16 protein-coding genes are annotated in these 17810 nt (G+C 65.9%); 9 read left to right on the top strand and 7 right to left on the bottom strand.

Annotated features, from left to right (window positions below; all coding sequences use genetic code 11):
- Positions 1 to 134 precede the first annotated feature (134 nt).
- On the top strand, positions 135 to 1760 hold the full coding sequence (locus IWX77_RS04430; protein WP_196843299.1) for a DEAD/DEAH box helicase: 1626 nt from the start codon (positions 135 to 137) through the stop codon (positions 1758 to 1760).
- A 203-nt stretch (positions 1761 to 1963) separates the two neighbouring features.
- On the opposite strand, the gene IWX77_RS04425 is transcribed toward IWX77_RS04430, so the two are convergent.
- Entirely contained in the window at positions 1964 to 2833 is an 870-nt protein-coding gene (locus tag IWX77_RS04425) for a PHP domain-containing protein (RefSeq protein ID WP_196843298.1), read from the bottom strand.
- A 97-nt stretch (positions 2834 to 2930) separates the two neighbouring features.
- On the opposite strand from IWX77_RS04425, the gene IWX77_RS04420 reads away from it, so the two are divergent.
- Positions 2931 to 4022 carry an endonuclease/exonuclease/phosphatase family protein gene (locus IWX77_RS04420; protein ID WP_196843297.1) on the top strand — a complete coding sequence of 364 codons (1092 nt, stop codon included), beginning with the start codon at positions 2931 to 2933 and terminating at the stop codon, positions 4020 to 4022.
- Between the two features lie 70 nt (positions 4023 to 4092).
- Complete coding sequence (locus IWX77_RS04415; protein WP_196843296.1) at positions 4093 to 5637, top strand: aminopeptidase P family protein; 1545 nt, start codon at positions 4093 to 4095, stop codon at positions 5635 to 5637.
- 8 nt (positions 5638 to 5645) lie between these two features.
- On the opposite strand, the gene IWX77_RS04410 is transcribed toward IWX77_RS04415, so the two are convergent.
- Complete coding sequence (locus IWX77_RS04410) at positions 5646 to 6173, bottom strand: general stress protein (protein WP_196843295.1); 528 nt, start codon at positions 6171 to 6173, stop codon at positions 5646 to 5648.
- A gap of 111 nt (positions 6174 to 6284) precedes the next feature.
- On the opposite strand from IWX77_RS04410, the gene IWX77_RS04405 reads away from it, so the two are divergent.
- Genes IWX77_RS04405 through IWX77_RS04395 form a run of 3 tightly spaced genes read left to right on the top strand, consistent with a single transcriptional unit; the run spans position 6285 to position 9311 of the window.
- Entirely contained in the window at positions 6285 to 7616 is a 1332-nt protein-coding gene (locus tag IWX77_RS04405; RefSeq protein WP_196843294.1) for a magnesium transporter MgtE N-terminal domain-containing protein, read from the top strand.
- Positions 7603 to 8157: a DUF1003 domain-containing protein gene (locus tag IWX77_RS04400; RefSeq protein WP_196843293.1), complete on the top strand. Its 555-nt coding sequence runs from the start codon at positions 7603 to 7605 to the stop codon at positions 8155 to 8157. The genes IWX77_RS04405 and IWX77_RS04400 overlap by 14 nt, the downstream gene beginning before the upstream one ends.
- Positions 8154 to 9311, top strand: coding sequence for an Mrp/NBP35 family ATP-binding protein (locus tag IWX77_RS04395; RefSeq protein ID WP_196843292.1), 1158 nt, complete (start codon positions 8154 to 8156; stop codon positions 9309 to 9311). The genes IWX77_RS04400 and IWX77_RS04395 overlap by 4 nt, the downstream gene beginning before the upstream one ends.
- Positions 9312 to 9314: 3 nt before the next feature.
- Here the strand turns inward: IWX77_RS04395 and ppk2 are convergent, their stop codons facing one another.
- Positions 9315 to 10139, bottom strand: a complete 825-nt coding sequence (gene ppk2 / locus IWX77_RS04390) for a polyphosphate kinase 2 (protein WP_196843291.1) — start codon at positions 10137 to 10139, stop codon at positions 9315 to 9317.
- 30 nt (positions 10140 to 10169) lie between these two features.
- Positions 10170 to 10559 carry a sec-independent translocase gene (locus IWX77_RS04385; protein WP_196843290.1) on the bottom strand — a complete coding sequence of 130 codons (390 nt, stop codon included), beginning with the start codon at positions 10557 to 10559 and terminating at the stop codon, positions 10170 to 10172.
- Between the two features lie 87 nt (positions 10560 to 10646).
- Between IWX77_RS04385 and IWX77_RS04380 the strand changes: the two genes are divergently transcribed.
- Entirely contained in the window at positions 10647 to 11279 is a 633-nt protein-coding gene (locus IWX77_RS04380; RefSeq protein ID WP_196843289.1) for an O-methyltransferase, read from the top strand.
- A gap of 145 nt (positions 11280 to 11424) precedes the next feature.
- Here IWX77_RS04380 and IWX77_RS04375 read toward each other — a convergent pair whose 3' ends face one another.
- From IWX77_RS04375 to dapE, 3 genes are all read right to left on the bottom strand, one after another.
- Positions 11425 to 11601, bottom strand: coding sequence for a DUF3117 domain-containing protein (locus tag IWX77_RS04375; RefSeq protein ID WP_104084115.1), 177 nt, complete (start codon positions 11599 to 11601; stop codon positions 11425 to 11427).
- A 105-nt stretch (positions 11602 to 11706) separates the two neighbouring features.
- Complete coding sequence (locus tag IWX77_RS04370; RefSeq protein WP_297412648.1) at positions 11707 to 12921, bottom strand: mannosyltransferase family protein; 1215 nt, start codon at positions 12919 to 12921, stop codon at positions 11707 to 11709.
- Positions 12922 to 12950: 29 nt separating this feature from the next.
- Positions 12951 to 14072: a succinyl-diaminopimelate desuccinylase gene (dapE, locus tag IWX77_RS04365; RefSeq protein ID WP_327012051.1), complete on the bottom strand. Its 1122-nt coding sequence runs from the start codon at positions 14070 to 14072 to the stop codon at positions 12951 to 12953.
- Positions 14073 to 14089: 17 nt separating this feature from the next.
- Between dapE and dapD the strand changes: the two genes are divergently transcribed.
- Together dapD and IWX77_RS04355 are read left to right on the top strand one after the other, a co-directional pair.
- Positions 14090 to 15082, top strand: coding sequence for a 2,3,4,5-tetrahydropyridine-2,6-dicarboxylate N-succinyltransferase (gene dapD, locus IWX77_RS04360; RefSeq protein ID WP_196843287.1), 993 nt, complete (start codon positions 14090 to 14092; stop codon positions 15080 to 15082).
- A gap of 138 nt (positions 15083 to 15220) precedes the next feature.
- Positions 15221 to 17791, top strand: a complete 2571-nt coding sequence (locus IWX77_RS04355; protein ID WP_196843331.1) for a penicillin acylase family protein — start codon at positions 15221 to 15223, stop codon at positions 17789 to 17791.
- The last annotated feature ends 19 nt before the right edge of the window (positions 17792 to 17810 follow it).

The following is a 17810-nucleotide window of genomic DNA, read 5'->3' as shown; positions in this document are numbered from 1 at the left end:
AGGACAGCGCGCCTGTGGCCGCGGTACAGACGGGGCAGTAAGGTGGAATCACGTCGTCGACAAGGATCGGCGGCCGCTGCCCGAGTCGCAAAAACGGGCGCACGTCGCTTCCAGTTAATGACAGGCATACATTCGTGACTTTCTCGGAACTCAATATTGACCAGGACATGGTCGACTCCCTCGCCGCCAAGGGCATCCTCGAACCGTTTCCCATCCAGACCCAGACCATCCCCCTCGCCCTGGGCGGCCAAGACATCATCGGTCAGGCCAAAACCGGCACCGGCAAAACCTTCGGCTTCGGCCTTCCCGTCATTCAGCGCCTCGGCCTCGACCCCGAGCCCGGTGTACAGGCGCTCATCGTCGTTCCGACCCGCGAACTGTGCGTGCAGGTCTCCGAAGACCTCGAACTCGCTGCTGCGGGCCGCAACACCAAGATCGTCTCCATTTACGGCGGCAAGGCCTACGAGGGTCAGATCGAACAGCTCAAGGCCGGCGCGCAGATCGTCGTCGGTACCCCCGGCCGCCTGCTCGACCTCGCCAGCCAGCGTCTGCTCACTCTCGCCAACGTGCGCGAAATGGTGCTCGACGAAGCCGACAAGATGCTCGACCTCGGTTTTCTCTCCGACATCGAAAAACTCTTCGCGCAGACCCCGTCGACCCGCCACACCATGTTGTTCTCGGCGACGATGCCCGGACCGATCGTGGCCCTGGCACGCCGCTTCATGAATCGTCCGATTCACATTCGCGCGACCGACCCAGACGAAGGCCTCATGCAGGCCAACATCGAGCACCTCGTCTACCGCGCCCACAACATGGACAAGGACGAGGTCATCGGCCGCATCCTCATGGCCGAGGGCCGCGGCAAAACCATCATCTTCACCCGCACCAAGCGCGCCGCCGCGAAGCTCGTCGAAGAGCTCGGCGATCGCGGCTTCAACGCCACGGCCGTGCACGGCGACCTGAACCAGGAACAGCGCGAACGCGCCATGGCCAGCTTCAAGTCCGGCAAAAAAGAAATTCTCATCGCAACGGATGTCGCCGCTCGCGGCATCGACGTTGAAGACGTCACTCACGTGATCAACCACACCATTCCCGAAGACGAGAAGGCGTACCTGCACCGTGTCGGCCGCACCGGCCGCGCCGGTAAGACCGGTATCGCCGTAACTTTCGTCGACTGGGATGACCTGCACAAGTGGTCGCTCATCAACAAGGCACTCGACTTCGGCCAGCCGGAACCGATGGAAACCTACTCGTCGTCGCCGCACCTATACACCGACCTGAACATTCCGGCCGGATCCAAGGGCCGTCTGCGCGCAACCCCGGTGAAGGATGTCGTCGCTGGCGAGGGTCGCACCGGCGGCGCCGGCCGTTCCGGCGCGGCACGCTCCGGCGCCGGCAGCCGTTCTGAATTGAGTCGGTCCGGTGCTTCGCGGTCCGGACACTCCGAGGGCGGCCGCTCTGAGCGGGGCCGCTCCGAGGGGGGCCGTTCTGAGGGCAGCCGCGGTTCCGGCCGTGGAGATTCTGCGCGCGGCTCCGACCGCACGGCAACGAGCCCGGTAGCCACCGGGGCCGACGACGCTGGTCGGCCCACCCGCTCACGCACCCGCGTCGGTTCCAGCACCAACCCGGATGCCCCAGCCGCAACACCCGCAGCCGGCACACACGATGGTGGCGGAGCCGAGCACCACGACGGCAACAATGCCCCGCTTCGTCGTAGCCGCACCCGTCGTCGCTCGCCGCAGGCCGGCAGCGCCATCTGATAGCTGATCAGAACCATCCGCGCCCGGCACCCGGGCTGCCGCCGTTTCGGCCGCGGCGGTCTCGGGGCGGGCGCCGTTGTTTTCCCCGCGCAGTTCCCCGCGCAGTTCCCCGCGCAGTTCCCCGCGCAGTTCCCCGCGCAGTTCCCCGCGCAGTTCCCCGCGCAGTGCCGCGTGCGGCGCCGCGGCATCCACTGCCGAAAGAGTCAGCCATAGACGGGTTCCGAGCCGCGGCCCTCGATAATGATGCGCTCGAGCACCTCGGGGGCGGTCGTGTTCTCGCCGAGCCGGTTGGGTTTGCCGGTGCCGTGGTAGTCGCTTGAGCCGGTGACGAACAGGCCGAATTTGGCGGCGAGTTCGGAGAGTCGCGCGGTGGGTTCCGGCCGGTTCTCGCGGTGGCCCAGTTCGAGACCGAACAGTCCGGCCTCAACCAGGGTCTTCAGCCGGGATTCCGCGACGACGTCCCGGACACCGCGCGTGGCGGGATGGGCGATGACCGACACTCCCCCGGCGGCCCGCACGAGCTCGATCGCCCGCAACGGGTCGGGCGCGTAGTGCGGCTGAAAGTAGCCGGCCTTCCAGTGCAGGATGTCGGCGAAGGCCGCACTGCGATTGAGGGCATGGCCGCGCGCCACGAGAGCGTCGGCGATGTGCGGCCGCCCCACGGTCGAATCGCGGGTGGTCTGGGCGAGCACGTCGTCCCAGCTGAGGTCATAGTCGGCGCCGATGCGGGCGACCATCTGCTCGGCCCGGGTGAGGCGTGCGGCGCGTACCCGGGTCATCTCCGCCAGCAGGGCCGAATCGGTCGGATCAAAGAGATATGCCAAAAGATGCACACTGGCATACTGCACCCGGGTGCTAAATTCCATTCCAGGAATAAGTGTGAGGTGTTCGGTGCGCGCGGCAGCGGATGCCTCGGCCCAACCGGCCGTCGAGTCGTGGTCGGTCAGGGCGATGGTGCCGAGCTTCGCCGCGGCCGCAGCGCGCACGAGTTCCGCGGGAGTCTCGGTACCATCCGACACGCTCGAGTGTGCATGCAGGTCGATCGGACCATGGAATTGCCGCGAGACTGCCATGTCCCCATGCTAGTTGGCCACCATCTGGCCGTTGGCCGCGGTGCCGATACCCGAGCGACTGGTCATTCCCCAGAATTCTGATCTAGGGTTCAGCACAATGTTCACACGACTTATCCGAGCGCTGATTCTGATCGGTGCGGCTGGTCTTCTGCTGGTCCTGACCTGGCCGCAGGCGTTCGGTCTGCACAACACCTGGGTCGTCGCCCACCTCGTGTCGTTCCGTGCGATCGCCGTGATCGGCGCGGTCGTGGGCATCGTTCTGCTCGGGCTACTGATGTTCATTCGCCCGTTGCGCCGAACCCTCGGCATGGCCATGGTGTTGCTCGTTTTGTTCGGTGTGGCCAATGTCGGCATTCTGGCCACCCGCGGTTTCACCGCCAGCACCGCGCAGGTGAGCACCGCGCAGGTGAGTACCGCGCAGGTCGGCAATGAAGCGAATACCGACTCCGTCACCGTGCTCAGCTGGAACACGCTCGGCGACGCTCCCGGCGCCGCGATCATCGCCGACCTCGCGGTGGCCCAGAACGTCGACGTCGTGACCCTGCCCGAGACCACGGAAGAGGCCGGCATTCTGATCGCCAAGGCGATGCGCGACGCCGGCCGCCCGATGTGGGTGCACACGCTCGCCTTCGATCTGGTGTCGAAGGCGCGGTCCACGACGCTGCTGATCAGCCCCGACCTCGGCGACTATGTCGTGAGCAATGCGGCGGGGTCCGGCCCTCCCGGCAATACCAACGTGCTGCCGACCGTCGTGGCCGAACCGGTGGATGGCCGCGGCCCGACCATTGTGGCCGTACACGCCGTTGCCCCGATTCAGTTTGAGATGTCGAACTGGCGCAGCGACCTCGACTGGCTCGCCACAAAGTGCCAGGGCGATAATGTGATCATGGCGGGTGATTTCAATTCCACGCTCGACCACATGGCCGGCCGCGCGGGCGGCGGCTCGAATGGCGGCTCGAATGGGGGCGCGGGCGCTGTGCTCGGTAACTGTGCGGATACCGCGTTGTCGGCCGGTGCGGCAGCCGTCGGCACCTGGCCCACCAGCATTCCCGCACCGCTCGGCAGCCCGATCGATCATGTCATGGCCACCCCGAACTGGCAGGTGACCGCGCTGCAGGTCATTGAGACGCTCGATGGCGCCGGCAGCGACCACCGCCCGATCGTGGCCACGCTCACCCCAGTCGCCTAGCATCCGCTGGTCGCAGCATCTGCACGAACCCGATCGGCCAGTGCCCAGAGTGCGGTGCGAGAATGGGGGAATGGCTGATAGCACTGCTCCCGCTCGTACTCCCGCCGCGCGCTCGAACGAGAACCGTTCGACGACACCGGGATCCACCGGTTTCAAATCGTTCATCTCGAGCGGATGGGCCGACCGTACCGACGTTCTGCCTCCGGCCCGCGACCAGGCGCCCTTCGCCGCCGCACGCCGCGCACGCCTCTCGGCGCAGTATCCGGGACAGCGCCTGATCATTCCGGCCGGCCGGTTGAAGCAGCGCTCCAACGACACCGATTACGCCTTCCGCGCCCACTCCGCCTTCGCCCACCTCTCCGGCTGGGGCAGCGACAGCGAACCCGGCGCCGTGCTCGTGCTCGAACCGATTGCCGCCGGCGGCCACGACGCGACCCTATACTTTCGAGAGCGTGCCGGCCGCGATTCCGACGAGTTCTACGCCAACCCCGACATCGGCGAATTCTGGATCGGCTCACGCCCCTCGGTCGCGCAGGTCGCCAGCGACCTCGCCCTCGACGTACGCGGTATCGCCGACCTCGCGGCCGTGCTGCGCGCCGTCGACAGTGAAACGCTCGTGCTGCGTGAAGCCGACCCGACGTTCACCGAGCAAGTGGACGAAGCCCGCCTGCGTTTCGCCGCCGAACGCGTACTCGGCACTAACGCCACCGACTCTCCGTTCAGCATTGAGATCAACACCGAGCATGAGCCCGACGCGGCGTTGGCCCGCGACCTCTCCGAACTGCGCCTCGTGAAGGATGTCTGGGAGATTGCGCAGATGCGCCTGGCCGTCGCGGCCACTGCCCGCGGTTTCGACGATGTGATCTCTGATTTGCCCCGTTCGAGCGTGCACGCCCGCGGCGAACGCCTCGTTGAGGGAGTCTTCAACACCCGGGCCCGCAGCGACGGCAACACGGTCGGCTACGACACCATTGCGGCTTCCGGTCCGCACGCCTGCATTCTGCACTGGACTCGCAACGACGGCGTTGTCGCCCCCGGCGACCTTATTCTCATCGACGCCGGCGTGGAACTCGACAGCTACTACACCGCCGACATCACCCGCACCCTGCCTGTCAACGGCGTCTACGGCGAGGTGCAGCGTCTGGTCTACGAAACCGTACGCGAAGCAGCGGATGCCGCCCTCGCCGTCGTTCGTCCCGGCGCGGTCTTTCGCGACGTGCACGCCGCGGCGATGACCGTCATAGCCCGGCGCACCGCTGAATGGGGCATGCTCCCGGTCACCGCTGAGGAAGCCCTGCAGCCGGAAAATGGTCAGCACCGCCGCTACATGGTGCACGGCACCAGCCACCACCTCGGCATTGACGTGCACGACTGCGCTCAAGCACGACGTGACATGTACATGGACGGGGTGCTCAAACCGGGCATGGTCTTCACCATCGAACCGGGGCTGTACTTTCAGCCAGACGACCTCACCGTTCCCGCCGAGTTCCGTGGCATCGGCGTGCGCATCGAAGACGATATCCTGGTGACGGAAACCGGTGCCGAGAACCTCTCCGCCGCCATACCGCGTACCGCCACCGAGGTCGAGGCCTGGATAGCCGCCGCCCAGCGCTAACGGGGCCGTTAGTCGGGGGCGGGAGGAACAACGCGGGGCTCAGCTTCGTTCAGACCGCCGAGCAGGTTACGGGCACGGTTCGCCAGTTCGGCGTCGACGATGAGCTGGTAGTTGCTCGCAATGACCTGCATGGTCGACGTGAAGTCACGCCGGCGCCGGTTGATGGCGTAGCTCGCGATGCCCAGCAGCATGCCGAACCCGGCACCCATGATGAGGGCTGCAGCCACGAACGGCAGGCTTGACCCGGTCGGTGAGAACAGAAAAAACAGAATTCCAAAAAAGATTCCGAGCCAGGCGCCGGATGCTGCCCCCGCGAGTGCGACCCGGCCGTAGGTGAGTTTGCCGGTCACCCGCTCAACACTCTTGAGGTCGTTGCCCACGATCGAGAGCTGCTTCACTGGAAAATCGGCCTTCGCGAGAATGTCGACCGCGGCCTGCGCGTCGGCATACGTGCTGTAGGTGGCGAGCACCTCCCCACGCGGCAACACGGGGGGCAACACCGGGCGGCGACGGGAGAAAAGGCTCTGGTTGCTCATAGCGCCATTCTTTCACGTCGACCCGGCTGCGCAGCTGATGGCTGTCTGGCGAAAATGACGAACCGTTCGTGCTGGGGAAGTATTATCAGGCCAGTGGCCTACATTTGTCTTGTGAGTGCCACCAGAGTTTTTGTTGCCCGACTGGCCGGGTGCACCGTTTTCGACCCCGCGGGCGACCGCGTGGGCAAGGTGCGCGATGTTCTCGTGGTGTATCGAAAAAACGACCCGCCCAACGTCGTCGGTCTGATCGTGGAGATCCCGGGTAAACGACGCGTTTTTGTGTCGATCAACCGGGTCACCAGCATCGGTAGTGGCCAGATCATCACGACCGGTCTGATCAACGTGCGCCGTTACGAACAGCGCGGCGGCGAAGTGCGCGTCATCGCCGAATTGCTCGGCCGCAAGGTGCTCTTCACTGACGGCTCCGGTGAAGCGACCATCGAGGATGTCGCGATCAAGGAAGGCACCGAGGCCGACTGGGCGATCAGCCAGCTGTTTGTGCGCCGCCCCAAGACCAGCGCCTCGCCGTTCGTCAAGGGCGTCACGACTTTCGCCACCTGGGCTGAGGTGCGCGAGAAAGAAACCAAGGGGCAGGCTCAGTCCGCCGAGCACCTCATCGCGACCTATTCCGACCTCAAACCGGCTGACCTCGCCAATACCCTGCTGGACCTGCCGCGCGAGCGCATGTTCGAGGTGGCCGGTGAGCTGCCCGATGATCGTCTCGCCGATGTGCTCGAGGAAATGCCCGAAATCGACCAGGTCGGCATTCTGACCAGTCTCGGCGACGCCCGCGCCGCCGATGTGCTCGACCAGATGCAGCCCGATGACGCGGCCGACCTCATCGCCCAGCTACCCGAGGAGCGCGGCGAGCAGCTGCTCGATTTGATGGAGCCCGAAGAGGCCGAAGACGTGCGGTTTCTTCTCTCCTACGCCCCCGATACCGCCGGTGGGCTCATGACGACCGAGCCGATCATCGTCTCGGCCGATGCCACCGTCGCAGAGGGGCTTGCGCGCATCCGTCGTCACGACCTGGCGCCGGCCCTCGGCGCAGCGATCTGCGTCACCCTACCGCCCTACGAAGCGCCCACCGGTCGCTTTCTGGGTATGGTGCATTTTCAGCGGATGCTGCGCTACCCGCCCCACGAACGCCTCGGCACGTTGCTCGACGCCGGGCTGGACCCGGTGACCGCCGACACCTCGGCGGCTGAGGTCAGCCGCATTCTCGCGAGCTACGACCTCGTCTCGGTGCCCGTGGTCGACGAGAACTACCGACTGGTCGGGGTGGTGACGATTGATGACGTGCTCGACTACCTGCTGCCCGACGACTGGCGCAGCCACGACGGCAACGATGATGTGCGCCGCCGTGCCGCCGCCCGCAGCGAACTGAGAACCGGCAGCATTCCGCTGCCCGGAGCGCAAAGGACGTCTCGTGGCCCGCAATAACCGCGCCGACCTGCGCCTGGACGCGCCCAAGGGGCTGCGCACCAGCAACATCGTGGGTCTCGGCCGCAACGGCCACAGCCGTGACCAGTTCGGCCGTTTCACCGAGGCCATCGCCCGCGGCATGGGCACCCCGTGGTTTCTGCTCGGGCTCACCCTGTTCGCCGTCGCCTGGATCTCGTGGAACACGCTCGCCCCGGAGGCGTGGCGATTCGACTCCGTCGCGCTCGGGTTCATCGCGCTGACCCTCGTGCTGTCGATGCAGGCGTCTTATGCCGCGCCGATGATTCTGCTCGCGCAGAACCGGCAGGACGACCGCGACCGGGTGCAGTTCGAACAGGACCGGCAGCGGGCCGAACGTACCCTCGCCGACACCGAATATCTCGCCCGCGAGGTCGTGGCCCTGCGTATAGCAATCAAGGATATGGCCTCGAAGGATTTCATTCGCGCGGAACTGCGCGCGTTGCTCGAGCATTTAGACGAGCGCAGTCCGTCCGATGACGACCCTGAACAAAGCACCACGGAAAGCCGCCCACACGTATGAGTCCTGCTCCCCTGACCGACAGCATCCGCTCGAGAGTATTCACCGCTTTGGCCGGGGTGACCGATCCGGAGATTCGCAAGCCCATCACTGATCTCGACATGGTGTCGGGCGTGACGGTGACCGAGACGGGGCAGGTGACCGTCGGAATCCGCTTGACCATTGCCGGTTGTCCGGCCGCCCAGCGCATTGAGAGCGACGTTCTGGCCGCCGCCGAGTCGGTGTCGGGCGCAGGTCGCGCAAGCGTCGAGGTCGCGATCATGACGCGGGAGCAGCGCACCGCGCTCACCGAGAAGCTGCGCGGCGGCCAGGTGGAACGCAGCGTGCAGTTCGGTCCGGAATCCCTCACCCGGGTGTACGCGATCACGAGCGGCAAGGGCGGCGTGGGCAAGTCCACCGTCACCGCAAATCTGGCGGTCGCACTGGCCGGCGAGGGCCTCCGAGTGGGCATCGTCGACGCCGACGTACACGGCTTCAGCATTCCAGGCCTGCTCGGCCTCGTGCACGACGGGCTCGCGGTGAAGCCGACCCAGGTCGGAGACATGATCTTGCCGCCGATCGCGCACGACGTAAAGATCATCTCGATCGGCATGTTCATCGACGATGCGTCGGCCGCGGTCGCCTGGCGCGGACCGATGCTGCACCGCACCATCAAACAGTTTCTCACCGACGTGTATTTCGGCGACCTGGACGTTCTGCTGCTCGACCTGCCACCGGGCACCGGCGACGTCGCCATCACGGTCGGCCAGCTGCTGCCGCACGCCGAGGTCATCGTCGTGACCACCCCGCAGGCGGCGGCGGCGGATGTCGCTGAACGCAGCGGAATCGTGGCCCGGCAGACCGGGCAGAGCGTCTACGGCGTGATCGAGAACATGTCGGCGATGGTACAGCCCGACGGCAGCCTGCTCGAACTGTTCGGCTCGGGTGGCGGCGCTGAGGTGGCTCGGCGCTTGTCGCTGGGTCAGCCCGTCCCGGTGCCGGTGCTCGCACAGGTACCGCTGAGCGTACCGCTGCGCACAGGAGGAGATGCCGGGCTGCCCGTTGTGCTCGGCGCGCCCGACGACCCCGCCGCCCGCGCCATTCTGCGCCTGGCTCACAGCATGAAGACACGCGCCCGGGGCCTGGCCGGCCTCAGCCTCGGGCTCAGGCCTCGCTGACGCCTAATCCTTGGGCTTGATCAGCGTCGCCGCGTGGTCGGGAATCTGGTGGTTCTCTTCGCGCGGCGGCCGCTCATAGTCGGAGGCCGGCGGTCGCGGCGGAATGCGCACCTTGGGCGGGTCGAACTTCTCGTACGGCACGAGCGAGAGCAGATGGCTGATCACGTTCAGGCGAGATGCCCGCTTGTCTTCGCTCTCCACCACCCACCAGGGTGCTTCGGCGATGTCGGTGTGCACGAACATCTCATCTTTCGCCTTGGAATAGTCAACCCATTTGGTGATCGACAGCACATCCGTTTCGGAGAGCTTCCAGCGCCGCATCGGGTCGTTCAGGCGGGAACGAAAACGTCGTTCCTGCTCCAGGTCCGACACCGAGAACCAGTACTTGACCAACAGAATTCCGTCTTCGACGAGCATCCGTTCGAATAGTGGCGCCTGGTGCAGAAAGCGGCGGTATTCATCGGAGGTGCAATAGCCCATGACCCGTTCGACGCCGGCCCGGTTGTACCAGGAGCGATCCATCAGGACGATCTCCCCGGTCGACGGCAGATGCTCGACGTAGCGTTGAAAATACCACTGGCCGCGCTGGCGTTCGGTGGGCATCGGCAGAGCCACGATGCGCGCAACGCGCGGGTTGAGGTACTCGGTGATGCGTTTGATCGTCGAGCCCTTGCCTGCGGCATCGCGGCCCTCGAAGATCACCACGACCCGGGTACCGGATGCCTTCACCCACTGTTGCATCGTGACCAGTTCGGCCTGCAGGCGGGCCAGTTCGGCCTCGTAGACCTTCTTCTTGACGCGCCGAAGCGTTGGCGGGCTTTGAGACATCGAGACTCCTTTGCGAACGAATGGTGTGCCTTACGTGGCCTCAGAATCGAACGGGGCCGGCTCGAGCGCGGCCAGAGCCGCTTCCCGGGCACGTTTGCGTTTCAGATAGGCGCCGTCGGGGTTGGGTTCGGCGCGGGAAATCGTCGCGGACTGTTCCTTGAATGGGTCTTCGTCGGCGAGGGCTTCCCGAATGATGCGGCGCGGGTCATACTGGCGCGGGTCCAGTTTTTTCCAGTCCAGATCGTCGAATTCCGGACCCATTTCGTCGCGCATGCGGTCTTTGGCACCGTTGGCCATATCGCGCAGCTGGCGCACAAGTCGAGCGAGTTGGGCGGCATAGTGCGGTAGCTTGTCGGGGCCGAGCAAGAAGACAGCGATGATCCCGATCAGAAGTATCTTCTCGAACGTCAGCCCAAACATGTCCTTAGAGTAACTGCCCGGCGAGGCATCCACAGACCACACGCGCCCCGGCCCTAGTCTTGACCTAATCATCTACTGGAGTTATTTGTGTCTGACATTGAATTGAACTGGAAATTTTCCGACGACTGTGTCGTGGAGTCCGAAGCCATCGCCCGAGCGCGCCAGCAATCCCTCGAGTTGGGAATCGATGCGATCGCCCCCTCCGTCGGGGCGCAGTCGGCCGTTGTGGCGGCCGCGACCGGGGCGCGCAGCATCTTGGAGGTGGGTACGGGTGCCGGAGTATCGGGCATCTGGCTGCTGACCGGAGCGCCCGGCGCAACCCTCACCTCGATCGATACCGAGGTCGACCACCTGCAGCACGCCAAGGCGAATTTCACCGAGGCAAAGATTCCGGCCAACCGGGTGCGCCTCATCACCGGCAAGGCCGGCGAAGTGCTCCCGCGCATGAATGAGAATTCTTACGACATTGTATTCATTGACGCCGACCCGCAGTCGGTCATCGAATACGTCGAGCACGGGCTGCGCCTGGCCCGTCCGGGCGGAACCGTGCTGGTCGCGCACGCCCTCTGGCGCGGCCGCGTGGCCGACCCGGCCCAGCGCGACGATGTCGCGACCGGGTTTCGTACGCTGCTGACCGAGATCGCCGCATCGAGCGCCGTGATCAGCGCCCTCTCGCCCGTCGGCGATGGTCTGCTGCAGATCACCAAGCTGCGCGCCTGAGGCGCCGTCACACACAAGAACGGCCGCGCAGTCACTGCGCGGCCGTTCCGCGTCTCACACGTCGTTCACGCCATCACGAGTTCACGCCATCACGAGTTCACGCCACCACGAGTTCACGCCAGCACGAGTTCACGCCGGCACGAGGCTATTTCACGGCCGCGACAACCCCGGCGAGTGCATCGTGAAGTTCCTTGGCCTCGGCGTCATTGACTGAGACCACGAGCCGACCCCCACCTTCGAGCGGTACACGCACGATGATCAGGCGCCCCTCTTTTACAGCCTCCATTGGACCGTCTCCGGTCCGTGGTTTCATGGCCGCCATGAACTCCCCTTCCATTCGTCTTTGTATCCCTATTATCGACTATCTCGGCCCGAGACGTAAATTCGGATCGGACTGGGTGTCAGATCTGGGGTTTGTGGCGGCTCTTTACGGCGGAGTCCAGTCGTACCCGTCCACGCCCCAGCAGATCAGCAGCCAGCCCCACTGGCCGGCCACGAAGAGCAGCACGATCGATACCCGGTAGATTCGGCTGCGCGGCAGCGCGGCCGCGCCGAGCAGCGGAAACAGCGGCATGAGCAGCCGAAACGTGCTGGACTGCGGAAAGAACACGGCGAGCAGGTACAGCCCGTAGCTGGTCAGCCACAGCCGAAGGTCGATGCCGAGCCGCCGCACCGCCGGCGTGAACAGCAGGAGCGCGAAGGCCAGAATAAGGGCGGTGACCACGACGACGCCCCACGGGTTGCCCAGCCACCAGACACCGCTCTGAAACCAGGCAGTGAAGGGCACGAGCTCCTGGTAGCCGATGTACGGTGCCCGCCAGGCCAGCTCTGTGTCGGTGTAGGCCCACAGGTCGCCGGTCGCCACCCAGGCGGCGACCGGCCAGGCAAGTCCCATCAGCGCGCTGAACAGGGCGACGGATGCCGCCAGCATCCGCTCTCGAACGGGAAACGGGTCGCGGGATCGCGTGACGAAGCGGTGGATCACGTGCAGCCCGAGTGCGAGGGCGAAAGCGAGCCCGCTCGGCCGGGTCAGCGCCATCACCGCGATGACGGGGTAGAGCAGCCAGTAGCGGCGTTGGAGCAGCAGATAGAGCGCGAGGGTCAGAAAAAATAGGTACATCGATTCGGCGTAGGCGAACTGCAGAATCGGCGACAGCGGGGCAACGCAAAACAGCACGACCGCGAACAGGGCCGTGGCCGGTGACTGCACCCGCGCCATCAGGCGGTAGAACAGTAACGCGGTGCCGAGGCTGAACGCGACCGACACGAACACGGCCACCGGTGCCCACAAAGAGTCGGTCAGCTCCATGAGCAGCCGGACAACAACCGGGTAGCCCGGCATAAACGCCCAGGCGTTCTCGCCGATCTGCCCGGTATCGGTGATCGGCAGCACGCTCGGGTAGCCGCCGACGGCGACGATGTTGTACCAGCGGCCATCCCACATGGTCGCGAAATCGGTGTATTTCGGGCTCGCGCCGGTCCAGGCGTTGGGCCCTTGCACGCTCGCCAACACCAGCACGAGGCTCGTGGTGACCAGGCGCGACAGTGCCCAGACCACAAAGACCTTGCCCCACCACGGGGCCAGCCGGTAGCGCGCGTGCCAGGAGGCTGGCAGCCGGCGGGGCGGCGGTGTGCGGAGCATCCGCTCAGTCATCGGGCGTGTGAGTGTGGTTAGCGAACGGAAGGGCTCAGCCAGGCGCGCAGGCCGTTTTCGCAGGCCGTGATCTCGGCTACGGCCACGCGTTCGTCGTCGGCGTGCGCCTTGAGCGGGTCGCCGGGGCCATAGTTGACGGCCGGAACACCGAGGGCGGAGAAGCGGGCGACGTCGGTCCAGCCGTATTTGGGCGTGGCGACGCCGCCGACGGCGTTCAAAAAGTCTCGGGCGAGGGGGGCGTCGAGGCCGGGGCGGGCGCCCTCGGCGCGGTCCACGACGGTGAGCTCGTAGCCGGCGAACAGCTCGCGCAGGTGGATGACGGCGTCGTCGCCGCTGCGGCTCGGGGCGAATCGGTAGTTGACGTGCACCATGCATTCGTCGGGGATGATGTTGCCGGCGACGCCGCCGGTGATGCCGACCGCGTTCAGTCCTTCCCGGTAGACGAGGCCTTCGACCTCGACCTCGCGAGCCTGGTACTGGGCCAGAATGTTGAGTATCGGGGCGGCCTTGTGGATGGCGTTGTCGCCGACCCAGCTGCGCGCGGAGTGCGAGCGCAGGCCAAAGGTTCGAATTTCCACGCGCAGGTTGCCGTTGCAGCCGCCCTCGACCTGGCTCTTGGTCGGCTCGCCGAGAATGGCGAAATCGCCCGCGAACAGGTCGGGACGGTTGCGGGCCAGACGGCCAAGGCCGTTGAGGTCGTCGGAGACCTCTTCGTGGTCGTACCACATCCAGGTCACGTCGACTCCGGGGCTGCTCAGTTCGGCGGCGAGCTTCAGCTGCACAGCCACGCCGGCCTTCATATCGACGGTGCCGCGGCCCCAGAGGTACTCGGTGCCATCGATGGTCTCGTAGCGGGTGGGCAGGTTGCCGTTGAGCGGCACGGTGTCGATATGCCCGGCGATGACGACGCGCTGCGCGCGGCCCAGGTTCGTGCGGGCGACGACGGTGTCGCCGTCGCGAATGATCTCGAGATGGTCGAACCCGTCAAGGGCGGCGACGATCGCGTCGGCGAGGGCGGTCTCATTGCCCGAGACCGACTCCATGTCGCAGATTTGCCTGGTCAGTTCGATTGACGTGGCCGTGAGGTCAAGCACGGTGAGTTTCGCGGGAGTGGACGGAGCCGGAGTCGTAGAAGTCACCCTACTAATCTAGAGGTATGCCCCCCGTTGTTTCCGAAAACGCCCTTGCTGACGCGACACCGACCCAGGCCTGGGGGTATGGTCTAGCGACCGTTGCCACCGCCGACGGCACCGTGCTCGACACCTGGTTTCCGTCCCCGGCGCTCGGCGCGCTGCCGACCGGCCGCGATCGCTGGATTGTTCCGGCCGAGCTCAGCGAAGCGACCGGCGATGATGCCCGCCGTGCGGTGCGCCTCGAGGCCGTCACTGTGGAGATCAGGCTCGACACCGCACCGGCGAGCACGTCGGATGCCTACCTGCGGCTGCACCTGCTGTCCCACCTGCTCGTTCTGCCAAACAGCATCAACCTCGACGCCATCTTCGCGCACCTGCCGACGGTGGTCTGGACCAACGCCGGCCCCATCCGGCCAGTCGACTTCGCGCGCCTGCGTGCGACCCTACAGCGCGCCGGCATTCAGGCCAGCGGCGTCGACAAGTTTCCGCCACTGCTCGACTACGTCGTGCCGGCCGGCGTGAGAATAGCGGATGCCTCCCGGGTACGGCTTGGCGCCCACCTCGCCCCCGGCACCACCGTGATGCACGAAGGCTTCGTCAATTTCAACGCCGGAACCCTCGGCTCCTCGATGGTCGAGGGCCGTATCTCGCAGGGTGTCGTGGTCGGTGACGGCGCCGATATCGGTGGCGGTGCATCCATTATGGGCACTCTGTCTGGGGGCGGCACCCAGCGCATCTCGATCGGCGCCCGCGCCCTGCTCGGCGCTAACTCCGGTGTGGGTATCGCCATCGGTGAGGACAGCGTTGTGGAGGCCGGGCTCTACGTCACGGCCGGCACCAAGGTTGTTCTGGTCGGCGAACCGGTCACAGCAGACGGCACCCGGCCCACGGTGAAAGCGGTCGAACTCTCGGGCGTGCCGAACCTGCTGTTCCGACGCAACTCCATCTCGGGCGCTGTCGAGGTGCTCGCACGCACGGGCAGCGGCATCACCCTGAACGCCGCGCTGCACGTGTAGTACCTCGTGCCCAGCGGATGTCGGCGGGTTCCGCTAGCATCCGAGAAGCGGCATCCACTCGGGTAGCCCACCACACGAGGGAGTGCTGTGGGCACCGACGCACCACGCAGTACGGGCCACCGTCGCGTTCGGCGCGTGATGATTGCGCTCGGAGTCGTGGCCAGCCTCGTCCTGGTCGCTGCCGGGCTCGGCGTCTGGACGGTCACGCGGTCGTTTCCCACTCTGTCGGGCACCGTCGACATCACGGGTCTGTCGAGCGCGGTGACCGTGACCCGCGACGAGGCCGGAATTCCTCAGATCACGGCGAAGACCGCGGCCGACCTGTTTCTGGCCGAGGGCTACGTGCACGCCCAGGACCGCTTCTGGGAGATGGACTTTCGCCGTCACGTCACGAGCGGCCGCCTATCGGAACTGTTCGGAGAAAGCCAGGTCGGCACCGACACATTCGTGCGCACGCTGGGCTGGCGGGCCGTCGCCGAGCAAGAAGTAGCCCTGCTCGACCCGGTAACCCTCGGCTATTACCAGTCCTACGCCGACGGTGTGAACGCCTATCTCGACACCCATCAGGGCGCGGACCTGTCTCTCGAATATGCCGTACTCGGCTTCCAGAACTCAGGCTATGAGGTCGCACCGTGGACCCCGGCCGACTCGGTTGCGTGGTTGAAGGCCATGGCCTGGGACCTGCGTTCCAACCTTGACGACGAGATTGACCGGGCGCTGCTCTCGACCACTCTCACCCCCGCCGAGGTGAACCAGCTGCACCCCGACTTTCCGGTCGGCCAGCACCCCACCATCACCGGCAGCCAGGCCGTGACCGTGCCGTCGGCCGGGGCGCCGGCCGATGCCGAGCCGGGCACAGATTCGACGGATGTCCCTGCTGCGCAGGAGCCCGCTGATGTCAGCTCCTACGCTGGAGCCCTCTCGGAACTGCGCGCACACCTCGGGTCGGTGCCGGAGCTTCTCGGGCCGGCGGGCGGCGAGATCGGCTCCAATTCCTGGGTGGTCTCCGGCGCATTGACCGACACCGGCATGCCCCTGCTGGCCAATGACCCGCACCTCGGGCCAGCGCTACCGTCGGTCTGGTATCAGGTGGGGCTGCGCTGCCAGTCGATCACCGTGGACTGTCCGTTCGACGTCGCCGGGTACAGCTTCTCGGGTATGCCCGGCATCATCATTGGTCACAACGAGCGCATCGCCTGGGGCTTGACCAACCTCGGGCCCGACGTCGCTGACCTCTACATCGAGAAGGTCACCGGCGACAGCTACGAATTCGACGGTGTGGCCAAGCCCCTGCTGCTGCGGGACGAAAAGATTTCCGTCGCTGGCGGTGACGACGTGAAAATCGAGATTCGTGCCACCGAACGTGGTCCGCTCCTGAGCGGTTTCGAAGGCACCGCATACCCCCAGATCGCGAGCGACTTTCCCACAGCGGCCGGGCTACCAACTCCCGCTCCGCCCATCGACGGCGCTGAACCGACCACCTATGAGCTGTCGTTGCAGTGGACGGCGCTGACCCCGGGGCGAACAGCATCCGCTATTTTCGCTCTGAACCAGGCGACCGACTGGACCAGTTTTCGGGCCGCGGCCGCCCTGTTCGAGGTGCCGGCGCAGAATCTGACCTATGCCGACATCGACGGAAATATCGGCTATCAGGCGCCCGGCCTCATTCCTATTCGGGCCAGCGGCAACGGAACGCTCCCTGTGCCGGGCTGGACCAGCCAGTACGGCTGGACGGGGTACATTCCCTTTGACGCCCTGCCGAGCACGTTCAATCCGCCGAGCGGGTACATCGTCACGGCCAATAACGCGGCCGCCGACGCAAGTTATCCCTATCTGCTGACCACGGATTGGGATCTGGGCTACCGGGCGAACCAGATCACGGCTCGGCTGCAAGAACTCATCGCCGCGAAAACCCCGTTGACCAGCCGGTTGATGAGTGAGATTCAGGGGGACAATTACAGTGCCATTGCCGCATCTCTCGTTCCTGCCTTGCAGCAGGTGAGGCTCAGCGGCAACGCCGCCCAGGCTCAGAGGCTGCTCGACGGGTGGGACTACCACGTCGATGCGGACAGTGCGGCGGCTGCGTACTTCAACGTGATCTGGCGCACGCTGCTCACAGACATGTTCACCGGCAAGATCGATGCGGGCGCAGCCCTCACCGGCGGTGACCGCGCGTTCTCCGTGGTCACCAGCCTGCTCGATCAGCCGAACTCCCCGTGGTGGTCGAACCCCGCCTACGGCACAGTCGGCGAGGACAGCATGTTGCGACGGGTGATGACGGACGCCGCAGCGGAGGCCGCCGACCTGATGGGCTCAAACCCCACAGACTGGCGGTGGGGCGGCATCCACACGCTCGAGCTCAAGAATGCCAGCTTCGGCGAGTCGGGGATCGCGCCGCTGGAGTGGCTGTTCAACCGGGGGCCCTATGAGCTCGCCGGAGGCTCGGCCGTCGTGAACGCGGTCGGCTGGGATGCCACGCGGGGCTACCAGGTGGACTGGGTACCGTCGATGCGGCAGGTGGTCAGCCTCGACAACTTCGACGACTCCACCTGGATCAACCTCACCGGGGCATCCGGTCACGCCTTCCACACCAACTACACCGACCAGGCCCCGCTCTGGCGGGACCACGAGAGTCGCCCGTGGCTCTTCACTCCGGCCGCCATCAACGCAGACGCGAGCAACACGCTGACCCTCGATCCTTCCTCGTAGGTCATGAGGAGGGTTTGCT

Source organism: Cryobacterium sp. CAN_C2 (assembly GCF_015751745.1).
Lineage (GTDB): Bacteria > Actinomycetota > Actinomycetes > Actinomycetales > Microbacteriaceae > Cryobacterium.
The sequence above is the reverse complement of the archived record's forward strand: the minus strand, read 5'-3'. Positions and strand labels throughout refer to the sequence as shown.

Coding starts and splice junctions, on each gene's coding strand:
- IWX77_RS04425 (WP_196843298.1), bottom strand. CDS start 2,833: ATGGCAGTCTCGCGGCAATTCCATGGTCCGATCGACCTGCATGCACAC.
- IWX77_RS04420 (WP_196843297.1), top strand. CDS start 2,931: ATGTTCACACGACTTATCCGAGCGCTGATTCTGATCGGTGCGGCTGGT.
- IWX77_RS04415 (WP_196843296.1), top strand. CDS start 4,093: ATGGCTGATAGCACTGCTCCCGCTCGTACTCCCGCCGCGCGCTCGAAC.
- IWX77_RS04410 (WP_196843295.1), bottom strand. CDS start 6,173: ATGAGCAACCAGAGCCTTTTCTCCCGTCGCCGCCCGGTGTTGCCCCCC.
- IWX77_RS04395 (WP_196843292.1), top strand. CDS start 8,154: ATGAGTCCTGCTCCCCTGACCGACAGCATCCGCTCGAGAGTATTCACC.
- ppk2 (WP_196843291.1), bottom strand. CDS start 10,139: ATGTCTCAAAGCCCGCCAACGCTTCGGCGCGTCAAGAAGAAGGTCTAC.
- IWX77_RS04385 (WP_196843290.1), bottom strand. CDS start 10,559: ATGTTTGGGCTGACGTTCGAGAAGATACTTCTGATCGGGATCATCGCT.
- IWX77_RS04375 (WP_104084115.1), bottom strand. CDS start 11,601: ATGGCGGCCATGAAACCACGGACCGGAGACGGTCCAATGGAGGCTGTA.
- IWX77_RS04370 (WP_297412648.1), bottom strand. CDS start 12,921: ATGCTCCGCACACCGCCGCCCCGCCGGCTGCCAGCCTCCTGGCACGCG.
- dapD (WP_196843287.1), top strand. CDS start 14,090: ATGCCCCCCGTTGTTTCCGAAAACGCCCTTGCTGACGCGACACCGACC.
- IWX77_RS04355 (WP_196843331.1), top strand. CDS start 15,221: ATGATTGCGCTCGGAGTCGTGGCCAGCCTCGTCCTGGTCGCTGCCGGG.